The organism is Sulfurihydrogenibium sp. YO3AOP1 (genome assembly GCF_000020325.1).
Classification (GTDB): Bacteria; Aquificota; Aquificia; order Aquificales; family Hydrogenothermaceae; genus Sulfurihydrogenibium.
The window spans coordinates 1,788,709-1,810,659 of sequence record NC_010730.1 but is presented as its reverse complement, the minus strand read 5'-3'; the positions used below and the strand labels follow the sequence as shown (position 1 = coordinate 1,810,659).

Sequence of the window (21,951 nt, the reverse complement as noted above, 5' to 3'; positions counted from 1 at the left end):
CGTTCTAAAGCTACAGCAAAGAATCTCTGCCTTTTCTTACAAAAATAAAAACTGAAATCCTTCACTACACTCGGAAGTAAAAAAACGACGTTATTCTAAAAACCTATAATAATCTCCTGCTTAAAATATTCTTAAAATTTTAGCAATAGAAATAGGTTATACTGTTAAATGGTTTTATGGAAATTTGTCATATTTTAAAAGATTATAGCATGATATAATAATATATTAATATTCGAATATTTGAATAATTAATATAGAGGTAAGCTATGAAGAGGAAGATTGTTTTGGCAACACTAACTGCTATTTCTGTTAGCTATGCTAAGGATTTAACACTACAAGAAGCTATAGAAACAGGATTAAAGAACAACTATGAAGTAAAAGCAACAGAAAATCTTTTAAAGTCTAAAGAATATCAATATGAATCTGCCAAAGGAATGAGACTTCCAAGTTTAACATTTTCAGAAATGTTTATGAGAACAAACGAGCCGGGCTTTGCAATGTGGAACACTATGAGCCAAAAGAAGCTTGATTTTATGACTTCTTCAAAATTTGTTGATATGACAGCTATGAATCCTATGTTTTCTAAACCATCATATCCGGAAGTAAACGCATGGAAAACAAAGCTTGAGCTTCAACTTCCAATATATACAGGTGGAAAATTATCATCTGGAATAGATATGCAGAAAAAAGATTATGAAGCAACAAAAAAAGATTTGGTAAGAGCAAAAGAAAAGGCTATCTATGACATATCAAAAGCTTACTATGGAGCTTTACTTGCAAAAGAAGCAATTGACCTTGCAAATCAGGCATATAAAGATGCTGAAAAGCATTACAACACAGCTGTTAGCATGGTAAAAAATGGTCTTGCTATACCGGCAGATGAATTGAGAGCAAAAGTTTATTTGTCTGATATGAAGTCAAAAATAAAAGAAGCAGAAAACAATTACTTAGTAGCAAAAAGAGGACTGCTTTTAGCAATGGGCTTGGATAAAGTAGACCCATCAGAAATAGATGTAGTAGGGCATCTTCAATGCGAAACTATAAATGGTTCTGTGGAAGATTATCAAAATTATGCACTATCTCACAGGTCAGACCTTATTGCTATCAGAGAAAAAGTTAAAATTGCAGAAAAGATGATAGAGTTTAACAAAGCAGATATGCTTCCAACAGTTGGAGCGTTTGCATCTTATGAATTAAACGATGGTAAATGGATGCTTGGGAACGAAGGGAAATGGTGGATGGCAGGCGTTGCTCTAAACTGGAAAATATTTGATGGTTTTCAATCTTTCAATAAATATAAAAGTGCAAAAGAAACTTATAATCAGTATAAACAACAAGAAAAAGGATTTGAAGAGTTTATAAAATTTAGCGTGTATAAAGCTTACAAAGACAATCAAACAGAGCAGGAAAAATTAAAGACTGCTGAGGAAAATTTAAAGTACGCGCAAGAGATTTTAAAAATAACAGAAGTAAGATATAAAAATCAGCTTGCATCTATGATTGATTTACTTGATACACAAACAATGTATGACAAAATAAAGTTTGACAAGGCACAAGCAGAGTATAACTGCCAATTGTCAGTATTAGAACTAAAATATCAAACTGGAAAATTAATTGAAGAAAATCAAAAGAGAGGAGAGTAAAGATGAAAATGAGCGGACCTGTAAAGTTTATACTCTTTTTTGTTTTACCGATCGCTATCTTCATTTTATGGCTTGGAGGATTTTTATCTCACAGGGTTGAGCCGGGAGAAAAGAAAGAGGTTAAAGTTGTCAGTGGACTACCTGTTTTAACAGTTGAAGAAAAACAAGCCCCTAATTGTTACAAAGCTGACGGTATGGTTTCGGCTGATAACAATGCAAAAGTGGCTACAAAATGGATGGGTCAAATATTAAAAATCTATGTTAAAGAAGGCGACTATGTAAAAGCCGGACAGGTTTTAGCTATTCTTGATGATTCTGAGATAAAACAGCAAAAAAATGAAGCTTTAGCCGGACTGGATGAGCTTTCTAAGGCAAGAGAAGAAGCTTTAGCAGCAAGAAAAGCAGCTCTTGAAAACTATGAATTTGCAAAGAGGACTTATGAAAGATTTAAAAATCTTTATCAAGAAAATGCTATCTCAAAACAACAACTTGAAGAAATAGAAACAAAAATGATTGCTGCAAAATCTATGGTTGACCAAGTAGATGCTAAATTAGGTCAGTTAAAAGCAAAAGAATCACAAGTTAAAGCTAAATTAGCTCAAGTTAATGTTATGCAAGGATATACAGTTATTAAAGCACCTTTTGATGGTTATGTTTTAAAGAAGATGAATGATGAAGGAGATATGGTAGCTCCCGGCATGCCGATTTTCATCATTGGAGAGAAAAAATTACAGTTTATAGCAAATCTTGATGAATCATTGCTTGATAAAGTAAAAGAAGGTGATGAGCTTGATATTGATTTAAATGGTAAAGTTGTAAAAGGAAAAGTTATTGAGAAAAACTCAAACATAGACCCAATGAACAGAACCTTTAAAGTTAAATTAGACATTCCTTTCTCAGAAAATATCACAACAGGTATGTACGGAAAATTATTAATACCTATAGATACAAAGCCAAAAATACTTATTCCTAAAACAGCCGTGTTTAAGTGGGGTCAGCTAAATGCAGTTTATACAGTTGATAAAGATAATATAATCAGACTAACCTACGTTAAACTTGGAGAAGACTATGGAGAATACGTAGAAGTTCTTTCTGGTTTAAAACCTAAAGACAGAATTATCCAATCTAACATAGAAAAAGCTTGTGATGGATGTAGGTTAGGAGGATAAAGAATGAACAATTTAGGGCTTGCCGGCAGAATTGCTAAGTATTTTATAAACTCTAAGCTAACGCCGCTTTTGGTAGTGGCTTCTTTACTCCTTGGATTTTTTGCAGTATTTACAACATCAAGGGATGAAGAGCCACAGATTGTAGTTCCAATGATTGATATTATGGTTCCATATCCAGGAGCCAAATCAGATACAGTTAACAATCTTATTACAAAACCACTTGAAAAATTAATGTGGGAGATTCCGGATGTTGAGTATGTTTATTCTTATGCGGGAGATGGTTTTGGTATAGTAACAGTTAGATTTAAAGTAGGAGCAAATCCAGAAGATAGCTTAGTAAAACTATACAGCAAAGTAATGTCTAACTATTATAGAATGCCTGAAGGGGCATTGCAGCCTATTATAAAACCAAAATCTATTGATGATGTGCCTATCTTATCAATTACATTACACAGTGATAAATACTCTTCTTATGATTTGAGGAGAATAGCGGAAGTTGTAGAAGATGAAATAAAACAGCTTCCAAATATATCAGAGACTACAATCATAGGTTCAAAACCAAAAGAAATAGATATTCTTTTTGACCCTGCAAAATTAAACGCCTATAACATTATGCTTCCGCAGGTAGTTCAGGCTCTTCAAAATGCAAACTTTTCTCTTCCATCAGGAGAGTTTGATAAAGATAATTACAGATATAAAGTTAGAACAGGTCAGTTTTTAAAGTCAAAAGAAGATGTTGAAAATGTTGTAGTTGCAGTTTATAACAATGCACCCATCAGAATTAAAGATATAGCAAAAGTTGAAGAAGGTGAAGGCGAGATAGAAAATTATGTTCAGTTTGGATACGGCGTAGCTTCAAATCAAGCTTCTAAACCGGTTGAAAACGCAGTAACCATTGCATTAGCTAAAAAAACAGGAAGCAATGCTGTTGTAGTTGCTGAAAATGTTATTGAAAAATTAAACGAAATGAAAGGTAAAATCATTCCTTCCGATGTGAACTTTACAATCACAAGAAACTATGGAGAAACTGCATCAGAAAAAGCAAACGAACTAATAGAGCACTTACTTATAGCTACTTTTTCTATAGTTCTTTTGATTGCAGTAACTCTTGGATTTAGAGAATCTTTAATCGTTGCTGTAACAATTCCGGTTACGCTTGCTATTGCACTATTTTTAAGTGAAATGTACGGATACTCATTAAACAGGGTTACACTTTTCGCACTCATTTTCTCTATTGGTATCCTTGTTGATAACTCTATCGTTGTTCTTGAGAACATTCACAGATGGTTTTCTATGAGAAAACTTCCAATGGAAGATGCAGCAGTGGTAGCTACTGACGAAGTTGGAAACCCTACTATATTAGCAACTTTCGCTGTTATTGTTGCACTTCTTCCAATGGCATTTGTTACAGGTCTTATGGGACCATACATGAGACCAATACCAATTAATTCATCTGTTGCAATGTTTTTCTCAATGCTTTTGGCATTTATCTTAACTCCTTACTTAGCCGTTAGATGGCTAAAGCATGATGAAGCACATGAAAGCCCAGAAGCTTTAGAAAGAGAAGATGAAGCAAGAGCAGGCTTCTTGGTAAGATTATTTAACAAAATCTATATGCCGCTTTTTAATAGCAGAGCTAAAAGATGGATTTTCCTCGGCTTTGCAGGAATGCTATTGGTTGTATCAGTATTACTCCTTGTAAGTAGAGCAGTTCTTGTAAAAATGCTACCATATGACAACAAAAGTGAATTGCAAGTTGTATTAGACATGCCGGAGGGAACACCTCTACAAGAAACATATAGAGTAGCAAAACAGATAGCAGATTATATTAAAAACACTAACGAAGTGAAAAATTATGTCATCTATGTAGGTCAACCGGCACCATTCGACTTTAACGGTTTAGTAAGACACTATTACTTAAGAGAAGCTCCAAATTTAGCACAAGTACATATTAATCTTATTGGCAAATACGATAGAAAAGCACAATCTCACGAGATAGCAGAAAGAATTAGAGATGAAGTAGCAAAAATTGCAAAAGCTAACGGAGCTAAATATGTAGCAGTAGTAGAACCACCACCCGGACCACCGGTATTATCTCCAATAGTTGCAGAAGTTTATGGACCAGACCATAAAGGACAGCTTGAAGTAGCTAATCAAATCAAGAAAATATTTGAAAATACGCCCGGCATTATAGACGTTGGAATCTATGATAACTATCTACAAAGAGAATTTCAAATAGATATAGATAGGGAAAAAGCAAAAAGATATGGATTATCGGAAGATGTCATCGTAAAAACAGTTAGAATTGCTTTGGCAGGACATAAAGTAGGATTGATCCATTCATCAGATGATTTGCATCCTGTCTCCATAGTTGTTAGATTAGATGAAAAATACAGAGGAAGCATTGAGGATATTTTATCTATGAAAATACCTACTCCTATGGGAGGAATACCGCTTAATGCTTTAGTAACCGTTAAACCTGCAACTACAGAACATGATATTTACAGAAAGAATCTACAACCGGTTGTTTATGTGATAGCAAACGTTAACGATAAACTTGGCAGCCCAGTTTACCCAATCCTTGACCTTTGGGACAAAATTAAAAATATTAAAACTCCTGATGGAAAAGGTGTAGAAGAATTATTAACTCATCAGCCAGAATTGACTGATAGATACTATGTAAAATGGGACGGAGAATGGCAAGTAACCTACGAAACATTCAGAGATATGGGTATAGCATTTGGAGTTGCTATTGTAGTTTTATACATTTTATTAGTTGGTTGGTTTAAATCTTTCAAAATGCCTGCAGTCATAATGTCTCCAATACCATTTACATTAGTTGGTATTGTACCAGGACACTTTTTAATGGGAGCATTCTTTACAGCTACATCAATGATAGGATTTATTGCATTAGCTGGAATAATTTTAAGAAACTCAATTCTTTTAGTAGAATTTGCAGAGCAGAAATTAAAGGAAGGATTATCTTTAGAAGAAGCATTATTAGAAGCTGGAATAGTAAGGACAAGACCAATTTTACTTACAGCTGCGGCAATAGTTGTTGGTGCGTTTGTCATCATCTTTGACCCAATCTTTAATGGTCTTGCAATTGCATTAATATTTGGTACAATTGCGTCAACTTTATTAACTCTTGTGGTCGTACCAGTGCTTTATTACATGATAGTTGGGGAAGAAAGAAAATTACACCTTTGCCCAGCAGTTCCAATTGACGCTAAAAAAGAAGAATGCTAATTATATAGTTTAGGGGGTCTTTTACCCCCTTTTTTGAATAAATAACGAAATTGGTAAGTGAGATATGGAAAGATGAGAGAGTAAAAAAGTAAAAATAGTATTATACCTTAAGTGATAAATTAGTGATTTTATAGAATTTAAAGAGGAGATCCTTCGGCTTACAGCCTCAGGATGACAAAGAACTTCCGAATAGTGTCATTCTGAGCGTCAGCGAAGAATCTGCTGTTTTTCTTTTCAAAAAAATCAAAAAAAGAGATTCCTCGGACTAAAGTCCTCAGAATGACGAATAAAGGTAAGCTTACAAAAATTTTATAACACTCTCCCTACTTTTATTGAATTTCTCATCCGACGTATAGTATATCTCTAACTTCTTGAAATAATCCCGCCACCAAGTAAAGTATCACCATCATAAACAGCTAATATTTGACCGGGTGCAAACTTTGGCACCTTCTCTTCAAAAATTACAGTTAAGTTTTCTCTGTCCAAATGATATTCCTTGGCTTTTATAGGTTTTTGCTTATACCTTCCTTGAACTTCTATTTTTTTCCATTTTTCAAATGGCACTAAAAAGTTAAAATCCTTAGCAACGACTTTATTTGTAAGTAAATAATCTTTTTCACCCACTACTATTTTATTTTTAAGCGCATCCTTTTCTATTACATATAAAGGCTCTTTCCATGCAATATTTAAACCTCTTCTTTGTCCGATAGTATAACTCTCTATGCCTTTATGCCTGCCTAAAACTTTTCCGGAAATATGAACTATTTCTCCTTCATTAGTTTTTATATTCAATGTTTTAAAATATTCTTCCGGAGATTTGCCTTTTGTAAAGCAAATTTCAAAGCTTTCTTCTTTTTGACTAACAGGTATTCTATTTTCCTGTGCTATTTTTCTAACTTCTTCTTTTGTTAAATTGCCAAGCGGAAATGTCAAAGTATCAACTACTTCTTTCTCTACTAAAGCCATAAAATACGATTGATCTTTATTTTTATCTATACCTCTTTTTAAAACTTTAATACCATCCTGAATATCTGTTCTTATGTAATGACCTGTTGCTAAGTAATCAAAACCTAAGCTTTTAATATATTTTGCAAAAAGCCCAGTTTTTACCTCTTTATTACAGATACTACAAGGGTTTGGTGTCAAGCCAGATTGATAGACTTCTATAAAATAATTGATTACTTTTTTCTCAAAAATATCCTTCCAATTGATTACATAATGAGGAATTTCTAAAAATTCAGCGACTTTTTTTGCATCTAAAATATCTTTATCAGAACAGCATACTTGCGTGTCAAGCTCACAGGAATCTATGTCTGTAAATTTTAAGCTAATGCCAACAACTTCGTAACCTTGTTTTTTTAAAAGAAATGCAGCGGTAGAGCTGTCTACCCCACCGCTTAAACCAACAACAATTTTTTTCATTATTTAATGAGTTCACCCATTTTGAAGATTGGTAAGTATAATGCGATTAAAATAAATCCAACAATTCCACCAATGAATACCATCAGTAAAGGCTCTAAAGTAGAAATAAGCGCATCAACTTCTCTATCTACTTCGTCTTCGTAAAAATTGGCTATTGTATCAAGCATCTCATCTAATCTACCTGTGTTTTCACCTACTGCCGCCATAGCTATAAACATAGGTGGAAAGTATTTTTTGTCAAGAGATCCAGCAATAGGTTTACCTTTTTCTATTTCATCTTTGGTTTTTTGTAAAGATTCTTCAATTAATACATTACCAACAGTAGTAGAGGCTATTTCAACCGACCTTAAAATAGGAACGCCACCATTTATAAGTGTTGCGAATGTTCTTGCAAATTTAGCTAAAGCTCCTTTGTGAAGTATTTTTCCAATTAATGGAATTTTTAAAAATAATTTATGATAGAATTTCTTCCCATTATATGTTTTGTAAATTAGTCTATTCATAATTACGAAAATGACAAAAAAACCTATTACATACAGAATATTTTCTTTAAGACTATTACTTATATTTATCAAAATTTGGGTTAAAAGTGGCAATTCTCCACCAAAGCTTGCATATATCTCTGCAAAAGTTGGAACTACAAAAGTTAGTAGTCCTAAGACAATTACTGTTGCTATTATTACTACTGCTGCTGGATACCAAGATGCACTTATTATCTTTCTTCTTATTGCAGCCAACTTTTCATAGTAAATAGTTGCTCTTTTTAAGATTTCATCAAGCTTACCAGATTCTTCTGCTGCAGCAATTAGGTTTATTAAAAACGGTGGAAATACTTTTGGGTGCTTTTGCATAGATTTTGACAAAGACATTCCTGTAATAACATCGTCTTTTACATTTATTAATGCTTCCTTTAAAGTTGGATTTGGCATCTGCTCCGAGAGTATTTCTAAAGCTTGAGCTATACCAATACCTGCACCAATCATTGCTCCAAGCTGCCTTGCGAATATAGCCAAATCTTCTTCTTTTACTTTCTTTTTAAGGATGGTTGTACTTTTACCTTTTAATTTTTGCTTTTCTTTTAAAGATTTAGTCTTTATGCTAACACTACTAAAACCTTGTTTTTTTAAGATTTCTTCTGCCTCTTCTGTTGAATTAGCTTCTATAACTCCGGTTTTTCTTATTCCGTATTTGTCTCTTGCGTCAAATTGAAATTCTCCCATCACTTAACTCCAAAAGTTGATATCATTCTTTTTAATTCTTCAGGATCTGGAGAAATTCTAAATGCATCCTCGACGGTTATTAGCTTTCTTTGCAATGCTTTTATTATTGATTGATTCATTGTTTGCATACCACTCTCTGCCTGACCTGTTTGCATTAGACCATAAATTTGATGAACTTTATTTTCTCTAATCAAGTTTCTTATTGCAATATTTGGAATCATGACTTCATGAATAAGAACTCTTCCACCACCAATTTTAGGTAAAAGTCTTTGAGATATAACACCTTGAAGAACAAAGCTTAATTCTGTTCTTACTTGATCTTGTTCTTCCATAGGGAATACGTTTATTATTCTGTTGATAGTTTGAACAGCCGTGTTTGTATGTAATGTTCCAAATACTAAGTGACCAGTTTCTGCTGCAGTCAATGCTGCCCTTATAGTTTCTAAATCTCTCATTTCACCGACAAGTATAACGTCCGGGTCTTCCCTTAAAGCATATTTTAATGCAAGAGCAAAAGAATCTGTATCAGTTCCTAATTCTCTTTGTGCTATGACGGATTTTTTATGTTGGTATATATATTCTATAGGGTCCTCGATAGTTATTATATGGTGAGGAAAGTTTGCGTTTATATAATCTATCATGGATGCTAAGGTTGTAGTTTTACCTGAACCAGTTGGACCAGTAACAAGAACTAGTCCCATAGAAAGATGACACAAGTCTCTAACCTTAGGTATTAAACCTAATTCTTCCATTGGTTTAATTTCATATGGAATTCTTCTCAGTGCAGCTGCCACTGTGCCTCTTTGATAAAATACATTTACCCTAAACCTTCCAATGCCTTTTATTCCAAAAGAAAAATCAAGTTCTTTCTTTTCTTCAAAAGTCTTCTTCTGTTTTTCATTCATAAATGAATATATAAATTCTTGAGTATCCTTTGGTGTCATTGGTGGATATCCGATTAATGGAATCAATCTACCATCTACCCTTATTATAGGTGGAACTCCTGCCGTAATATGTATGTCGGTGGCATTTCTATCAACAGCTTCTCTTGCTATTTCATCAATTCTAAAAGATTTAATTTCTTCCATTTTTACCTCCTTCGGAGAGTGAGTAAGTGAGAAAGTGAATAAGTGAATAAGTGGATGATGTTAAATAATTTATGTTAAAACCAACTTCACCTACTCACTTTCTCACTTTCTCACTTCATTAACACTCTCTCTATCTCTGCTATATCTGTTAAGCCTTTTTTCATTTTTATTAATCCGTCTTTATACAAAGTTCTCATTCCAGTTTTTATTGCTATTTCTTTCAATTCGTCAGCTGTTTTACCTTCGTTTATAGCCTTTCTTATATTTTCGTCCAATTTTAGGATTTCATGAACTGCGGTTCTTCCTTTATATCCTGTTCCGTTACATTTATCACAACCTTTTGGATGATGAACAAAAAATTGCCCCGTTTGTATATCCTCATCCGAAAATCCAAAAGTTTTTAAAACTTCAGGAGTATAATTGGCAGGCTCTTTACAATTATTGCATAATTTTCTAATAAGCCTTTGAGCAATTATTGTATGGACTGCTGTAGAAACTAAAAATTTATCAACCCCTATGTCTACCAATCTTGTTATAGTTGATGGGGCATCGTTCGTATGTAGAGTAGAAAATACTAAGTGTCCTGTCAATGCTGCCTTTACTGCTATTTCAGCAGTTTCTCTATCCCTTATCTCACCAACTAAAATTATATCTGGGTCTTGTCTTAAAAATGCTCTTAGAGCTGCCGCAAAAGTAAGCCCTATCTCTTCTTTTACCTGAACTTGATTAATACCTGGAATTGATACTTCAACAGGGTCTTCTACTGTCATTATGTTAACATCATCTGTGTTTCTCTCCATCAGTGCAGAGTATAAAGTAGTAGTTTTACCAGAGCCTGTTGGACCTGTAACAAGAACCATTCCCCATGGGGAATATATAGCTTCTCTTACAATTTTAAGGTCATCTTCTTCAAATCCTAAATTTTCAAGTTTTACATTTAAATAACTTTCTGCATCTTGAAGGCGCATAACAATTTTTTCTCCATAAACTGTTGGAAGAGTAGAAATCCTTAAATCGTATTTTCTATTATTTACTCTAAATCTAATCCTACCGTCTTGTGGAAGTCTTTTTTCTGAAATATCTAAATTTGCAAGTATCTTTATCCTTGCAGCAATTGCATCTTTAATATGTGCGGGCCAACTTTTATAAGTTCTCAATATACCATCAACTCTAAATCTGATTTTTAGTTCTTTTTCCATAGGTTCTATATGAATGTCCGAAGCACCTAAGTTTATAGCTTCAGCTATGATTGCATTTACAGCTTTTACAACTGGGCTATCTTGTGCTTCTTTTGATAATTCTTCAAAGGATGATTCTTTTTGCTCTTCTTCAGTCTGCACGTCAGCATTTAGATCTATTTCGTCCAAAAGTTTTTTGGCAGGAAATAAAGGAACAACTACTTTTTTAAGCTCCTCTATTTCTGAAAGAGTAGCGATATATGTTTCTACGGTTTTAACATTTGTGGAAAATTTAATTTGAGTAAAAATTTCTCTGTCTGTTGGGTCTAATACAGCTACTTTTAATACTCCTTCAGAATATTCAAATGGAACAACGTATTTTTTTTCTATTAAAGACACAGGAAATTTCTCTAAAACTTCTTTAGTAAGATTAACTTTATGTGTTTTAGGGTCAAAAGGTTTAAAAGATAAATTTTTTACGAAAAATTCTTTCACTTTATTTTCATCAGCTTTTCCTTTTTTTATTAGAGCTACAAGAACTTCTACAAAAGATTTTTTTGGGTCTACGTCTGGATTTCCTCTTACATTTTCAAGAGGTATAACGCCTAAATCCACCATCCTTCTTAAGACTAAAAAGACACGCTTTTTTTCAGGATTTTCCTGCATTGTTAAATCCTTAGGTTATATTTGTAATATAATTTTATAATAATTTTTCGTCAGGAGTAAGAAAGTTGTTAAAAAAAATTAAAAGAATATTGATTGCAAACAGAGGAGAGATTGCTATTAGGGCTATTAGGTCCATTAAAGAGCTTGGCGGGGAAAGTATTGCTGTTTATTCCGAAGGAGATAAAGATTGTATTCATAAAGATTTAGCTGATATATCAGTTTGTATAGGACCTGCTAATGCGACAAAGAGTTACTTAAATATTCCTGCGTTGCTTTCTGCTATAGATTTAACCCATGCTGATGCAGTTTATCCTGGATATGGTTTTTTAGCAGAAAATCCTACCTTTGCAGCTATCTGTGAAAGAAGCAATATCAAATTTATCGGACCATCTTCAGAAACAATAAAACTTACAGGAGATAAAGCACAGGCTCGTGAAGTAGCAAAAAAGGCAGGAGTTCCAATAATTCACGGTAGTCCACCGGTAGAGGAGCTAAAAGAAGCTTTGGAAATATCTTCTGAAATAGGATATCCTGTACTTATAAAGGCTGCAGCTGGTGGTGGTGGTAGAGGTATGAGAGTTGCCCATAACGAGCAAGAACTTGCAAGGCTTTTACCTTTAGCACAAAGAGAGGCAGAAAGTTCTTTTGGTGATAGACGAGTTTATATAGAAAAATTTATAGAAAATCCAAAGCATATAGAGATTCAAATATTAGCTGATGAGTTTGGAAATGTCATACATCTTGGAGAAAGAGAGTGTTCTGTTCAAAGAAGACATCAAAAACTTATCGAAGAATCTCCATCTCCATTTATAGATGAAAAGATAAGAAAAGAGATGGGAGAAGCAGCTGTCAAGTTCGCCAAGGCTGTTAATTTTACAGGTGCCGGAACTGTTGAGTTTATCGTTGATAAAAATAAGAATTTTTATTTTATTGAAATGAATGGAAGGATACAAGTTGAGCATCCTGTTACAGAAATGGTTACAGGTGTTGATATAGTTTCTTGGCAATTAAAAATAGCAGACGGACAAAAACTAACCATAAAACAAGAAGAAATTAGACCAAATGGTCATGCTATAGAGTTTAGAATAAATGCAGAAGACCCAACCTCTTTTGTTCCTCAACCGGGAAAAATAGAAAAACTATATCTTCCTGGTGGCTACGGTGTTAGAGTAGATACACATATATATCAAGGATATACTATTCCGCCATACTATGATTCTTTAATAGCTAAACTTATTGTTTGGGGGAAAACGAGGGAAGAGGCTATAGAAAGAGGAAAGAGAGCCTTAAAAGAGTTTATTATTGAAGGACTTAAAACTACTATTCCTTTCCATCTAAAAATGCTTGAACATCCGGAATTTATAAAAGGAACTTATACGACTTCCTTAGTTGATAAAGAGTTCTTAGGAATAAAAGTATAATTTGGTGTTGAAATTTTTTTAATCTATGTCAAATTTTAATTACATTGTGCATATATTAAGTGAGGTGTTTATCTATGTTAACACAAGTAATTAACAAAGAAGAATTAAAAAAGCTTTACGATAAAGACTTTGTCTTATGGGTAGAAGAGAATCTAAAGCTCTTAAAAGATAAGCAGTTTGATTTGGTAGACTGGGAGCATCTCTTAGAGGAGATCGAGGATATGGGTAATAGACATTTGGACAGTGTAGTTAGCTTTATGGCTGTTATCTTGGAACATCTTTATAAGTGGGAAAATTTTAGAGAAAATGAAAAAATGGGAAACGGCTGGATAAAAAGCATAATAAACTCGAGAACTGGCATATATAAGCTGTTTAGAAAATATCCATCTTTAAAAGTGAAAGCGCAATTTGAATTAGAAAACGCATGGAATGATGCAATTTTAGAGCTTATCTCTTGGTTCAAAGACCCTGAAAATATTCATTTAGCTAAAAAATACTTCGGCAGAATACCAACAGAAAAAGATTTTCCGAAAAAATGTCCCTATACATTTGAGCAGATTTTAGATTACGAGCCATGGCTAAAAGACCTGGAGGAGTAAAAATGATTGCTCAGATTAACAAAGAAGAATTAAAAAAGCTTTACGATAAAGACTTTGTCTTATGGGTAGAAGAGAATCTAAAGCTTTTAAAAGATAAGCAGTTTGATTTGGTAGACTGGGAGCATCTCTTAGAGGAGATCGAGGATATGGGTAATAGGCATTTGGACAGCGTAGTTAGTTTTATGGCTGTTATCTTGGAGCATCTTTACAAGTGGGAAAATTTTAGAGAAAATGAAAAAATGGGAAATGGTTGGATTAGAAGTATAAACAATGGAAGAATTGAAATACTAAGACTTTTTGATAGATATCCATCATTAAGAGTTAAATCTTACAATGAAATAGAGTATGCATGGAAAGATGCTGTAAGAAGATTAATTAAATGGTTTGAAGACCCTGAAAATATTCGCTTAGCAAAAAAGTATTTTGGCAGAATACCAACAGAAAAAGATTTCCCTGAAAAATGTCCTTATACATTTGAGCAGATTTTAGATTACGAGCCATGGCTAAAAGACTTGGAAGATTATGAAGGTTAAAACTCTAACAGTAGGACCTTTGGCTGAAAATTGCTTTATCGTTTTTGATGGAAACTCAAAAGATGCAGTGGTTATAGACCCGGGAGCTGATGGGGAATTTATTTTAAATGAATTAAAAGATTTAAATGTAAAAGCAATCCTTGCAACCCACGGACATTTAGACCATATAGGTCAAGTTGGATATTTAAAAGAAAAATTAAATGTTCCTTTCTACATGAATAAAAAAGATGAATTTTTGATTAACAACGAAATTTTTCCTAACTTTGCCTACATTATAAAAGCTGTAAAATGCCCATCTCCTGATTTTGATGTAAAAGATGGTGATGTATTGAAATTTGGTAATTTAGAGTTTCAGGTTATAGAAACGCCCGGACATACACCGGGCAGTGTGTGTTTTTTTAACGAAAAAGAAAAAATTATATTTGTTGGAGATACGCTTTTTAAAGGAAGCGTTGGAAGGACTGACTTGCCCGGTGGAAATGGAAAGATGTTAGAAGAGTCTTTAAAAAAACTAATGGAGCTTCCGGAAGATACAGTCGTATACAGCGGTCATGGACCTAAAACAACCATTGGTATAGAAAAAAGAACAAATCCTTTTATTACAGGAGTATTTAGATTAAAATGGTAAACATTGGAACTCATGTATCATCTTCAAAATCCTTAGACCTTGTTTTTGAAAGGGGAAAAGAAGTAGAAGCTTCATCAATTCAGTTTTTTATAAGGTCTCCAAGGTCTTGGGCTTGGATAGAAAGAACTGATGAAGAAAAAGAAAGATTTCTACAAAAGAAAAATGAGTATAAAATTCATCCGTTAGTAGTACATGCTTCATATCTTTTTAATTTAGCATCCTTTGAAGAAGAATTATACAAAAAATCCATAGAAAGCGTTATACAGGAGTTGAAGCTTTGTGAAGAGTTAAAAATTGATTATTATGTAATTCATGCAGGAAAATCAAAAGGAAATCCAAAAAAGCAGGCGATAGATAGGATTTTAAGAGCTTTTGAAGAGATATTTAGTAGATTAAATCTAAAAAATACAACATTTTTAGTTGAAACGTTGGCAGGTCAATCCGGAGAAGTTGGAGCAACATTAGAAGAAGTTTATACACTAATTGAACCTTTTGAAAATGAAAAAATAGGTGTTTGCCTTGACACTTGCCATATATTTGCATCCGGGTATCAGATAAACACCGACGAAGGATTTAATAGCTTTAAAAAAGAGCTTATAGATTATAATCTCTTAGAAAAGACAAAAGTTATACATTGTAATGATTCTAAAGCTCCTTTTAACTCTAAAAAAGATAGACATGAACATATTGGAAAAGGCTTTATTGGGTTGGAGGGTTTTAGAATATTTTTAAATGATGATGATTTTAATAAACTTCCTTTTATCTTAGAAACACCAAAAGAAGGAGATATGGACAGGGTAAATATTAATTTGTTAAAATCTTTAATAAAGTGATGCGCCTGTAGCTTAGCTGGATAGAGCATCGGCTTCCGATGCCGAAGGTCGCAGGTTCAAATCCTGCCAGGCGCGCTTTGTGCTTTCTTTAAAGCTTCTTTTAAATACTTTCTAAAATTTTCTTCTGTTAAAGCACCATATATTGTAATTAACTTTTTACCATTTGGAGTGATTATATAAGTTGTGGGTGTTCCTAAGATTGGAAATCTTACCTGATTCCCCGGATGATTTGCATAGATCGGAAATTCTGGGTCTTTAAAATCGTTTTGTTTTCCATCTATTGCGAAAGCAATCACAACAAAATTATTTTTAAATTCTGGTTCTCTTAATACTTTTTTAATAGTTGGGATTTCAGCCATACAATGACCACAGCTGTAAGCCATAAAATTAAGCACAATTAATTTGTTTTCTGGAAGCTTTACAGGATTGCCAAACTTATCTTTTAGCATATCCTTAGCAAAAGATTTAAAAGCTAAAATAAGCAATACTAAAACGATTATCTTTCTTGCCATTTCTACACCTTATTTTGAACTCTCAATACTTTTCCAAGTAAATTTAACTCTGTAAGATTTTCTTCTTTTACTTTTGTTTTTCTTAAACCTTTACCATCTGTTAAGATAAACATGCTATCTTTTTTTTCTATGATTTTAAATAGACCCCACCTTCCTTTTTCTTTGAACAAGATTACATCACTGGATTCTATTGTAAGCGGTGGAATTTTACCGACCAAAACCCATAGGTTTCTAATCTTATACCAAAAAACACTTTCTTTGTAATTTGGGGTATTTTCAACAAGAATTAAAGGAGTTAAAATATCTTCAAGATACTTTATCTCTCCGTCATCTAAAACTTCAAAACCTTTGATGTTAACTTTTAGCTCAGTATTCTCTTTAAGCAATTTTTTTGGTTGAAGTTATTGTATTTCTCGTTTGGTCTTTTAGAATATTGATTGATTGGGCAACCATAAAAAATGCATGTTCCAAGTTTATAAGTGCTGCTTCAAAGTCTTTATCTTTTGTTTCAAATCTAAGTTGTCTTACTTCTCTAAAAAGTTCATCAACGTTTGTCCCAAGTTCATATGCTAACGTAAAAACTTTTGCAACCAACTCTTCTAATTTCTTTCTTTCTATATCTGTCATTATCTTCTCCTAGTTTATTAATGATGTTAATAATAGCAATCCATCTGCTGTGCCAAGAATTGACTCGCAAGCTCTTTCTGGGTGTGGCATGAGTCCGAATACATTTTTTTCTTTATTACAAACACCTGCTATGTTTCCAATTGAGCCGTTTGGATTTGTAGACTCATCTACTATACCATTTTCATCACAATATCTTAAAATTACCTGTCCGTTTTTCTCCATTTCTGCTAAAGTCTCTGGGTCAACGAAGTAGTTTCCATCATGGTGTGCGATAGGGAGCTTTATAATCTGATTTTTGCTTAAATTTTTTGTAAACGGGGTTTCGTTATTTTCTACTTTTAAATTTTGATGCTTACACACAAATTTTCCATGATTGTTTGGCAGTAATGCACCTGGTAGCAAATGGGCTTCTGTAAGGATTTGAAAGCCATTGCATATTCCTATTACAAACTTTCCTTTTGATGCAAAATCTTTTAATGCTTGCGTCAATGGAGTATGTGATGCTATTGCTCCGGGTCTTAAATAGTCTCCGAAAGAAAATCCGCCAGGGACTATAACGCAATCGTATTTAGATAAATCCGTTTCTCTATAATCAACAAATTCAACTTCTTTTTTTAAAATATCTCTTATTACGTAGTAAGTGTCATAATCACAGTTAGAACCTGGATATACAGCAACTCCAAATCTCATTTTTTACTCCACCACTTGTATTTCATAGTCTTCTATAAGGTCATTGACGATTGCTTTTTTCGCCATCTCTTTGGCTTCTTCTATGGCTTTTTCCTTGTCTTTGCTGTCTACATAAACTTCTATATATTTTCCTACTTTAACATCTTTTACATTATCAAATCCTAAGGATTTTAAACTTTCTGCAACTGCTCTACCTTGTGGGTCAAGAACACCTTTTCTTGGCTTGATAAAAAACTTTATTAGCATTGCTTGTCCTCGTATTGACTTTTTAGTTATTATACCATAGTTAAGCTTGGGTTGAATGTAATATCAATTGTAATACATTGTTTAAAAACACGTTGGGTAAGAATTTAGTAAAGCAGGAGATTAAAAGACGGAGCTTCTTTGCACGGCTATAGATGAAATAGTTTACTTCCAAATTCTCGTCCTCCTCTGTAATGACAATTCATGAATTGTCCCCTACTCTTTCTCTTTCTTTGTCATCCTGAGGACTTTAGTCCGAAGGATCTCATTTTTTTGATTTTTGATTTGAGAAGAAAAACGGGAGATTCTTCGACGGCTGCAGAATGATGGTGTGGATTTTTGTAAGCAATCTCATTTATACAGAAATCAAGAGAAATTTTTGGCAGTAATTAGGCAAAACCTAAGATTAATTATTATTTCTTAACCCTTACGTAAGTTCGTCAACTTCTTACTTTTCACATTAACCAATCAAATCTATTAAAATATCTCTTGAAACCGTAGCAGTTCCTATTTCTCCCACTACATAACCGGCTGCCGTATTTGCTAAAGATGCAGACTCTTCCCAAGTCCCACCTGCCAATCTTGCTAAAGCAAGAACAGATATAACAGTATCTCCTGCACCTGTTACATCAAAAACTTTTTTAGCCTTAGTCGGAATACGTAAAATTTTATCACCTTCAAACAATGCCATACCTTCACCGCCAAGTGTAATCAAAAGCTGGTTTAATTCAAGGTCTGACATTATTTTTCTTCCAACGAATTCAAGGTCTGTGTTTTTATCTGCTTTTATACTTTCGTATGCTTCTTTTTTGTTTGGAGTTAAAATGGTAGTATGTTTATAAAGTTGATAATTTGATGGCTTAGGGTCAACAAAGATAGGTTTGTTTAAAGATTTTATAAAATCCATAATTCTTTGAGTAATGATACCTTTTCCATAATCAGAAACGATAAAGACATTTATTTCGTCTTTTATATTTTTAATCTCATTGATGATTTTATCCTCAATCTCGGTAGACAGTTTTGACCTATCCTCTCTGTCAATTCTTAAAAGCTGTTGACTGATTGCGATTATTCGGGTTTTTTCAATGGTTGGTCTTGATTTGTCTGTTATCAAGATTGGATTTATGTTTTTTGATTTTAGTAAATTCTCAATAATTTTTGCGTTTTCGTCATCTCCTACTACACCAATCATATAAGCTTTAGCATCTAAGGAAGCTATGTTATTTGCAACGTTTGATGCACCACCGAGAGATACCGTCTCTTTTTTTACATCTACAACGGGAACGGGAGCCTCAGGAGATATTCTTTCTACATCTCCCCATAAGTATTTATCAAGAATAATATCTCCAATAACCCCAACAGTAATATCAGGAAACTTACTGATTAAATTGACTGCTCTTTCTTTTGTAATCATGGATAGATTGGTAGATTTTTTAGATTATAACTTTCTTCAAATCCAAGGATTATATTCATATTTTGGACAGCTTGAGAAGAAGCACCTTTGCTAAGATTATCTATTGCAGAGGTAATTACTGCGTAACCTGTCTTCTCATCTCTATCTACAAAAATATCACAGAAATTTGTCCCAAGAACTTCTTTAATTCTAACAGGTCTATATTGGAGTCTTATAAAGTATTCTTTATCGTAGTAATCAAAATATAAATCTCTTAACTGTTTTTTTGATAGGTCGGTTTTAACTGTGATGGTAGAAAGCATTCCTCTTGAAACCGGGATTATGTGAGGAGTAAATCTGACTTTTATATCTTTATCTGAAATTCTTTTTATAACGTCCTCCATTTCCGGAGTGTGTCTGTGTTTTGTAATGTTGTAAGCATACGCGTTTGAAAAGCTTTCTGGATACATAAAATCTTCTTTTAAATGTCTTCCGGCACCGGAAATTCCGGATAGAGCATTTACAATGATTGTGTCATCTTGAATTTTACACTCTTTAGCCAAAGGATATAAGCCAAGAATTGTGGCGGTTGGGTAGCAACCGGGATTTGCTATTATTTTTGCAGATTTTATATCATTTCTAAATACTTCAGCAAGTCCATAAACCGCCACTTCTAAAAGTTCTGGAAATTTATGCTCAAAGCCATAGTACTCCGCATATGCTTCTTTATTTTTTATTCTGTATGCTGCAGATAAGTCTATGATAATTTTGTTATTTTCATAAAGCGTTTTTACAAGTTCTAAGGAAGGCTCGTGTGGTAGGCATAGGAAATAAACATCAGACAAAGCTGCATCTACTTCTTCAGTAAAGATTAAATCTTGGTATTTTGATTTGTTAAAGAATGGGAAAGCTTCTTTTAAAGCCTTCCCACTGTATTGTCTTGACGTTATTTGATTTATTTCAACTTCTTTGTATAATTCTAAAATTCTTAAAAGTTCTATTCCAGTATATCCAGAAGCTCCAGCTATACAAACTTTCATAGAATAAATTAACGCTTAGACCATCTGTATTTCGCTCTTGCACCCATTTGGTTGTATTTCTTACGTTCTTTAACTCTCGCGTCTCTTGTCATTAATCCAGCTGGTTTTAGTAATGCTCTTAATGATGGGTTATAGCTTTCAAGAGCTTTTGCTATTCCATACATCACAGCTTCTGCTTGTGCAGGTTTTCCACTGCCTTTTACAGTTGCATAAACATCAAACTTCCCAAGTGTTTCTGTAACTACAAATGGATGGTTTATTTTTGCAAGTAAAATATCTCTTTCAAAATACTCTTTTGCATCCCATTCTTTTCCGGATGCACTTCTAACTATAATTCTTCCGGATCCGGGAAGAATCCAAACTCTTGCTATTGCCTCTTTTCTTCTTCCAGTTCCGTAGTGTGCCACCTTAGGGTCTATTTTTATTGTTTTTTCCAAGATTAATTACCTCCTTAAATAGCTTTCCATAATTTTGACACTTCTTCTAAAGGCTTTAAATTTTGCGCTGTATGTGGATGTGTTTCTCCAGCATAGAGTTTTAATCTTTTCATGTATCTTTTTTGGAGTTTATTTTTCGGAAGCATTCTTTCAACTGCTAACGCTAATGCTTCAGTTGGCTTGTGCTCTATCATCCATTGTAGGTTTCTAACTTTTAAACCACCGGGTGCGTTTGTGTGGAATTTGTATTCTTTGTCTGTTAGTTTTTTACCAGTAACTGTAAATTTGTCTGCATTGATTACCACAACATAATCTCCGCAGTCTACATCAGGCTGGAAAGTTGGCTTATGCTTTCCTCTTAATACATTAGCTATTAATGAAGCTAATCTTCCAAGATTTTTTCCTTTTGCATCAATGATATACCAATCTCTTTTTACATCTTCTTTTCTCAAATGGAATGTCTTCATCATCAAACTCCTCTCTCGCTTTAAAAATTCAAAACAATATTATAGCATAAAAAAGCCTATTTTGTAAACTACAATTAGAGGTTGTTCTAAAATTTTTGCAAGCTGTAGAATGTATATGTAAATATAACTTTGGTCGTCATCCTGAGGACTTTAGTCCGAAGGATCCCCCTTCTTTATTGTTTTTTTTTAAATAGAAAAAAGGAGATTCTTTGCACAGCTTCAGAATGACATTATTATTACTCTTCCTATCAACCTGAGGCTGTAAAGCCGAAGGATCTCTTATTCAATTTTTAAAAATTCTTAATTTTTTTCTTAACAAATCTAATAATTAAGCTCTTGGAGTAATTAAGCCATAATTACCCGCTTTTTTTCTGTAAATTACGTTAACTTCTCCGGTCTCAGAATTAATAAATGGTAAGAAAAATGCTCCGGTCTCTTCTAACATTAACCTTGCATCTTCAACAGTCAAAGGTTTTTCAGAAGGCATTGGTTCAATAACAATTAAAGCTCTTTCTATTGAAGATTCTTGAACAGTATGTTCTTTCATTTTTTCTAATCTTGATTCTCTTCTTGATGCTTCAATTCTTCTTTGTTTTAATCTAACAAGCTGTCTTTCTACTTCATCAATTACAAAATCAATAGCTGAATAAAGGTCATTACTTTCTTCCCAAGCATGGATTACACCACCACCTGGAGTATTAAGATAAACATCTATATCTACTCTGTTTCTGTGTCTATGCTTTTCAAAATCATAAACTACTCTTACCCTTACAGAGTCTGGTGCTACGTCTAAATCTTTTAAGTAATGTTTTAATCTTTCAAGCTTATGTTCTGTATAAGCTTTGATAAAATCAGTAATTTCAATGTTTTTTCCGACATGTTCTACTTGCATG

The 21,951-nt window shown here is 33.3% G+C and carries 22 protein-coding genes and 1 tRNA gene; 9 read left to right on the top strand and 14 right to left on the bottom strand.

Features of this window, described 5'->3' with window-relative positions; all coding sequences use genetic code 11:
* The first annotated feature begins 266 nt into the window (after positions 1-266).
* The 3 genes from SYO3AOP1_RS08940 to SYO3AOP1_RS08930 are packed head-to-tail and all read left to right on the top strand — an operon-like array spanning position 267 to position 6,061.
* Positions 267-1,643, top strand: a complete 1,377-nt coding sequence (locus tag SYO3AOP1_RS08940) for a TolC family protein (RefSeq protein WP_012460401.1) — start codon at positions 267-269, stop codon at positions 1,641-1,643.
* A 2-nt stretch (positions 1,644-1,645) separates the two neighbouring features.
* On the top strand, positions 1,646-2,812 hold the full coding sequence (locus SYO3AOP1_RS08935; RefSeq protein WP_012460400.1) for an efflux RND transporter periplasmic adaptor subunit: 1,167 nt from the start codon (positions 1,646-1,648) through the stop codon (positions 2,810-2,812).
* A 3-nt stretch (positions 2,813-2,815) separates the two neighbouring features.
* Complete coding sequence (locus SYO3AOP1_RS08930; protein WP_012460399.1) at positions 2,816-6,061, top strand: efflux RND transporter permease subunit; 3,246 nt, start codon at positions 2,816-2,818, stop codon at positions 6,059-6,061.
* Between the two features lie 363 nt (positions 6,062-6,424).
* On the opposite strand, the gene mnmA is transcribed toward SYO3AOP1_RS08930, so the two are convergent.
* The 4 genes from mnmA to SYO3AOP1_RS08910 form a co-directional block, all read right to left on the bottom strand.
* Positions 6,425-7,483, bottom strand: a complete 1,059-nt coding sequence (mnmA, locus tag SYO3AOP1_RS08925; protein ID WP_012460398.1) for a tRNA 2-thiouridine(34) synthase MnmA — start codon at positions 7,481-7,483, stop codon at positions 6,425-6,427.
* Positions 7,483-8,703 carry a type II secretion system F family protein gene (locus SYO3AOP1_RS08920; protein ID WP_012460397.1) on the bottom strand — a complete coding sequence of 407 codons (1,221 nt, stop codon included), beginning with the start codon at positions 8,701-8,703 and terminating at the stop codon, positions 7,483-7,485. Before SYO3AOP1_RS08920 ends, mnmA begins: the two co-directional genes overlap by 1 nt.
* Positions 8,703-9,791: a type IV pilus twitching motility protein PilT gene (locus SYO3AOP1_RS08915; protein ID WP_012460396.1), complete on the bottom strand. Its 1,089-nt coding sequence runs from the start codon at positions 9,789-9,791 to the stop codon at positions 8,703-8,705. Before SYO3AOP1_RS08915 ends, SYO3AOP1_RS08920 begins: the two co-directional genes overlap by 1 nt.
* A gap of 110 nt (positions 9,792-9,901) precedes the next feature.
* The gene (locus SYO3AOP1_RS08910) at positions 9,902-11,587 is read right to left on the bottom strand and encodes a GspE/PulE family protein (RefSeq protein ID WP_281340752.1); all 1,686 of its coding nucleotides are present in this window, start codon (positions 11,585-11,587) and stop codon (positions 9,902-9,904) included.
* A 113-nt stretch (positions 11,588-11,700) separates the two neighbouring features.
* Here SYO3AOP1_RS08910 and accC point away from each other — a divergent pair, with 113 nt between their 5' ends.
* The 6 genes from accC to SYO3AOP1_RS08880 all read left to right on the top strand — a co-directional run bounded on the left by accC (position 11,701) and on the right by SYO3AOP1_RS08880 (position 15,724).
* The gene (gene accC / locus SYO3AOP1_RS08905) at positions 11,701-13,056 is read left to right on the top strand and encodes an acetyl-CoA carboxylase biotin carboxylase subunit (RefSeq protein ID WP_012460394.1); all 1,356 of its coding nucleotides are present in this window, start codon (positions 11,701-11,703) and stop codon (positions 13,054-13,056) included.
* A gap of 74 nt (positions 13,057-13,130) precedes the next feature.
* Complete coding sequence (locus SYO3AOP1_RS08900; RefSeq protein WP_012460393.1) at positions 13,131-13,655, top strand: DUF29 domain-containing protein; 525 nt, start codon at positions 13,131-13,133, stop codon at positions 13,653-13,655.
* A 2-nt stretch (positions 13,656-13,657) separates the two neighbouring features.
* The gene (locus SYO3AOP1_RS08895; protein WP_012460392.1) at positions 13,658-14,188 is read left to right on the top strand and encodes a DUF29 domain-containing protein; all 531 of its coding nucleotides are present in this window, start codon (positions 13,658-13,660) and stop codon (positions 14,186-14,188) included.
* Positions 14,178-14,816 carry an MBL fold metallo-hydrolase gene (locus tag SYO3AOP1_RS08890; protein ID WP_012460391.1) on the top strand — a complete coding sequence of 213 codons (639 nt, stop codon included), beginning with the start codon at positions 14,178-14,180 and terminating at the stop codon, positions 14,814-14,816. Before SYO3AOP1_RS08895 ends, SYO3AOP1_RS08890 begins: the two co-directional genes overlap by 11 nt.
* Positions 14,810-15,649, top strand: coding sequence for a deoxyribonuclease IV (locus tag SYO3AOP1_RS08885; protein WP_012460390.1), 840 nt, complete (start codon positions 14,810-14,812; stop codon positions 15,647-15,649). Before SYO3AOP1_RS08890 ends, SYO3AOP1_RS08885 begins: the two co-directional genes overlap by 7 nt.
* Position 15,650: 1 nt before the next feature.
* Positions 15,651-15,724, top strand: a tRNA-Arg gene (locus SYO3AOP1_RS08880).
* Here the strand turns inward: SYO3AOP1_RS08880 and SYO3AOP1_RS09310 are convergent.
* The 10 genes from SYO3AOP1_RS09310 to raiA all read right to left on the bottom strand — a co-directional run bounded on the left by SYO3AOP1_RS09310 (position 15,706) and on the right by raiA (position 21,950).
* On the bottom strand, positions 15,706-16,161 hold the full coding sequence (locus SYO3AOP1_RS09310; protein ID WP_012460389.1) for a TlpA disulfide reductase family protein: 456 nt from the start codon (positions 16,159-16,161) through the stop codon (positions 15,706-15,708). The two genes, SYO3AOP1_RS08880 and SYO3AOP1_RS09310, sit on opposite strands and share 19 nt — an antisense overlap.
* Positions 16,162-16,163: 2 nt before the next feature.
* Positions 16,164-16,547, bottom strand: coding sequence for a hypothetical protein (locus SYO3AOP1_RS08875; protein ID WP_012460388.1), 384 nt, complete (start codon positions 16,545-16,547; stop codon positions 16,164-16,166).
* Positions 16,540-16,788 carry a hypothetical protein gene (locus SYO3AOP1_RS08870; RefSeq protein ID WP_012460387.1) on the bottom strand — a complete coding sequence of 83 codons (249 nt, stop codon included), beginning with the start codon at positions 16,786-16,788 and terminating at the stop codon, positions 16,540-16,542. The genes SYO3AOP1_RS08875 and SYO3AOP1_RS08870 overlap by 8 nt, the downstream gene beginning before the upstream one ends.
* A 9-nt stretch (positions 16,789-16,797) precedes the next feature.
* Entirely contained in the window at positions 16,798-17,478 is a 681-nt protein-coding gene (gene purQ, locus SYO3AOP1_RS08865) for a phosphoribosylformylglycinamidine synthase I (protein WP_012460386.1), read from the bottom strand.
* Between the two features lie 3 nt (positions 17,479-17,481).
* Positions 17,482-17,724, bottom strand: a complete 243-nt coding sequence (purS, locus tag SYO3AOP1_RS08860) for a phosphoribosylformylglycinamidine synthase subunit PurS (protein ID WP_012460385.1) — start codon at positions 17,722-17,724, stop codon at positions 17,482-17,484.
* Positions 17,725-18,181: 457 nt separating this feature from the next.
* Positions 18,182-19,135, bottom strand: a complete 954-nt coding sequence (rfaE1, locus tag SYO3AOP1_RS08855; RefSeq protein ID WP_012460384.1) for a D-glycero-beta-D-manno-heptose-7-phosphate kinase — start codon at positions 19,133-19,135, stop codon at positions 18,182-18,184.
* Positions 19,132-20,154, bottom strand: a complete 1,023-nt coding sequence (argC, locus tag SYO3AOP1_RS08850; RefSeq protein WP_012460383.1) for an N-acetyl-gamma-glutamyl-phosphate reductase — start codon at positions 20,152-20,154, stop codon at positions 19,132-19,134. The genes rfaE1 and argC overlap by 4 nt, the downstream gene beginning before the upstream one ends.
* Positions 20,155-20,162: 8 nt before the next feature.
* Positions 20,163-20,591: a 30S ribosomal protein S9 gene (gene rpsI / locus SYO3AOP1_RS08845; RefSeq protein ID WP_012460382.1), complete on the bottom strand. Its 429-nt coding sequence runs from the start codon at positions 20,589-20,591 to the stop codon at positions 20,163-20,165.
* A 14-nt stretch (positions 20,592-20,605) separates the two neighbouring features.
* A complete protein-coding gene (rplM, locus tag SYO3AOP1_RS08840; RefSeq protein WP_012460381.1) occupies positions 20,606-21,058 on the bottom strand; it encodes a 50S ribosomal protein L13 in 453 nt (150 codons plus the stop codon).
* A 328-nt stretch (positions 21,059-21,386) separates the two neighbouring features.
* Positions 21,387-21,950, bottom strand: coding sequence for a ribosome-associated translation inhibitor RaiA (gene raiA / locus SYO3AOP1_RS08835; RefSeq protein WP_012460380.1), 564 nt, complete (start codon positions 21,948-21,950; stop codon positions 21,387-21,389).
* Position 21,951: the final 1 nt, after the last annotated feature.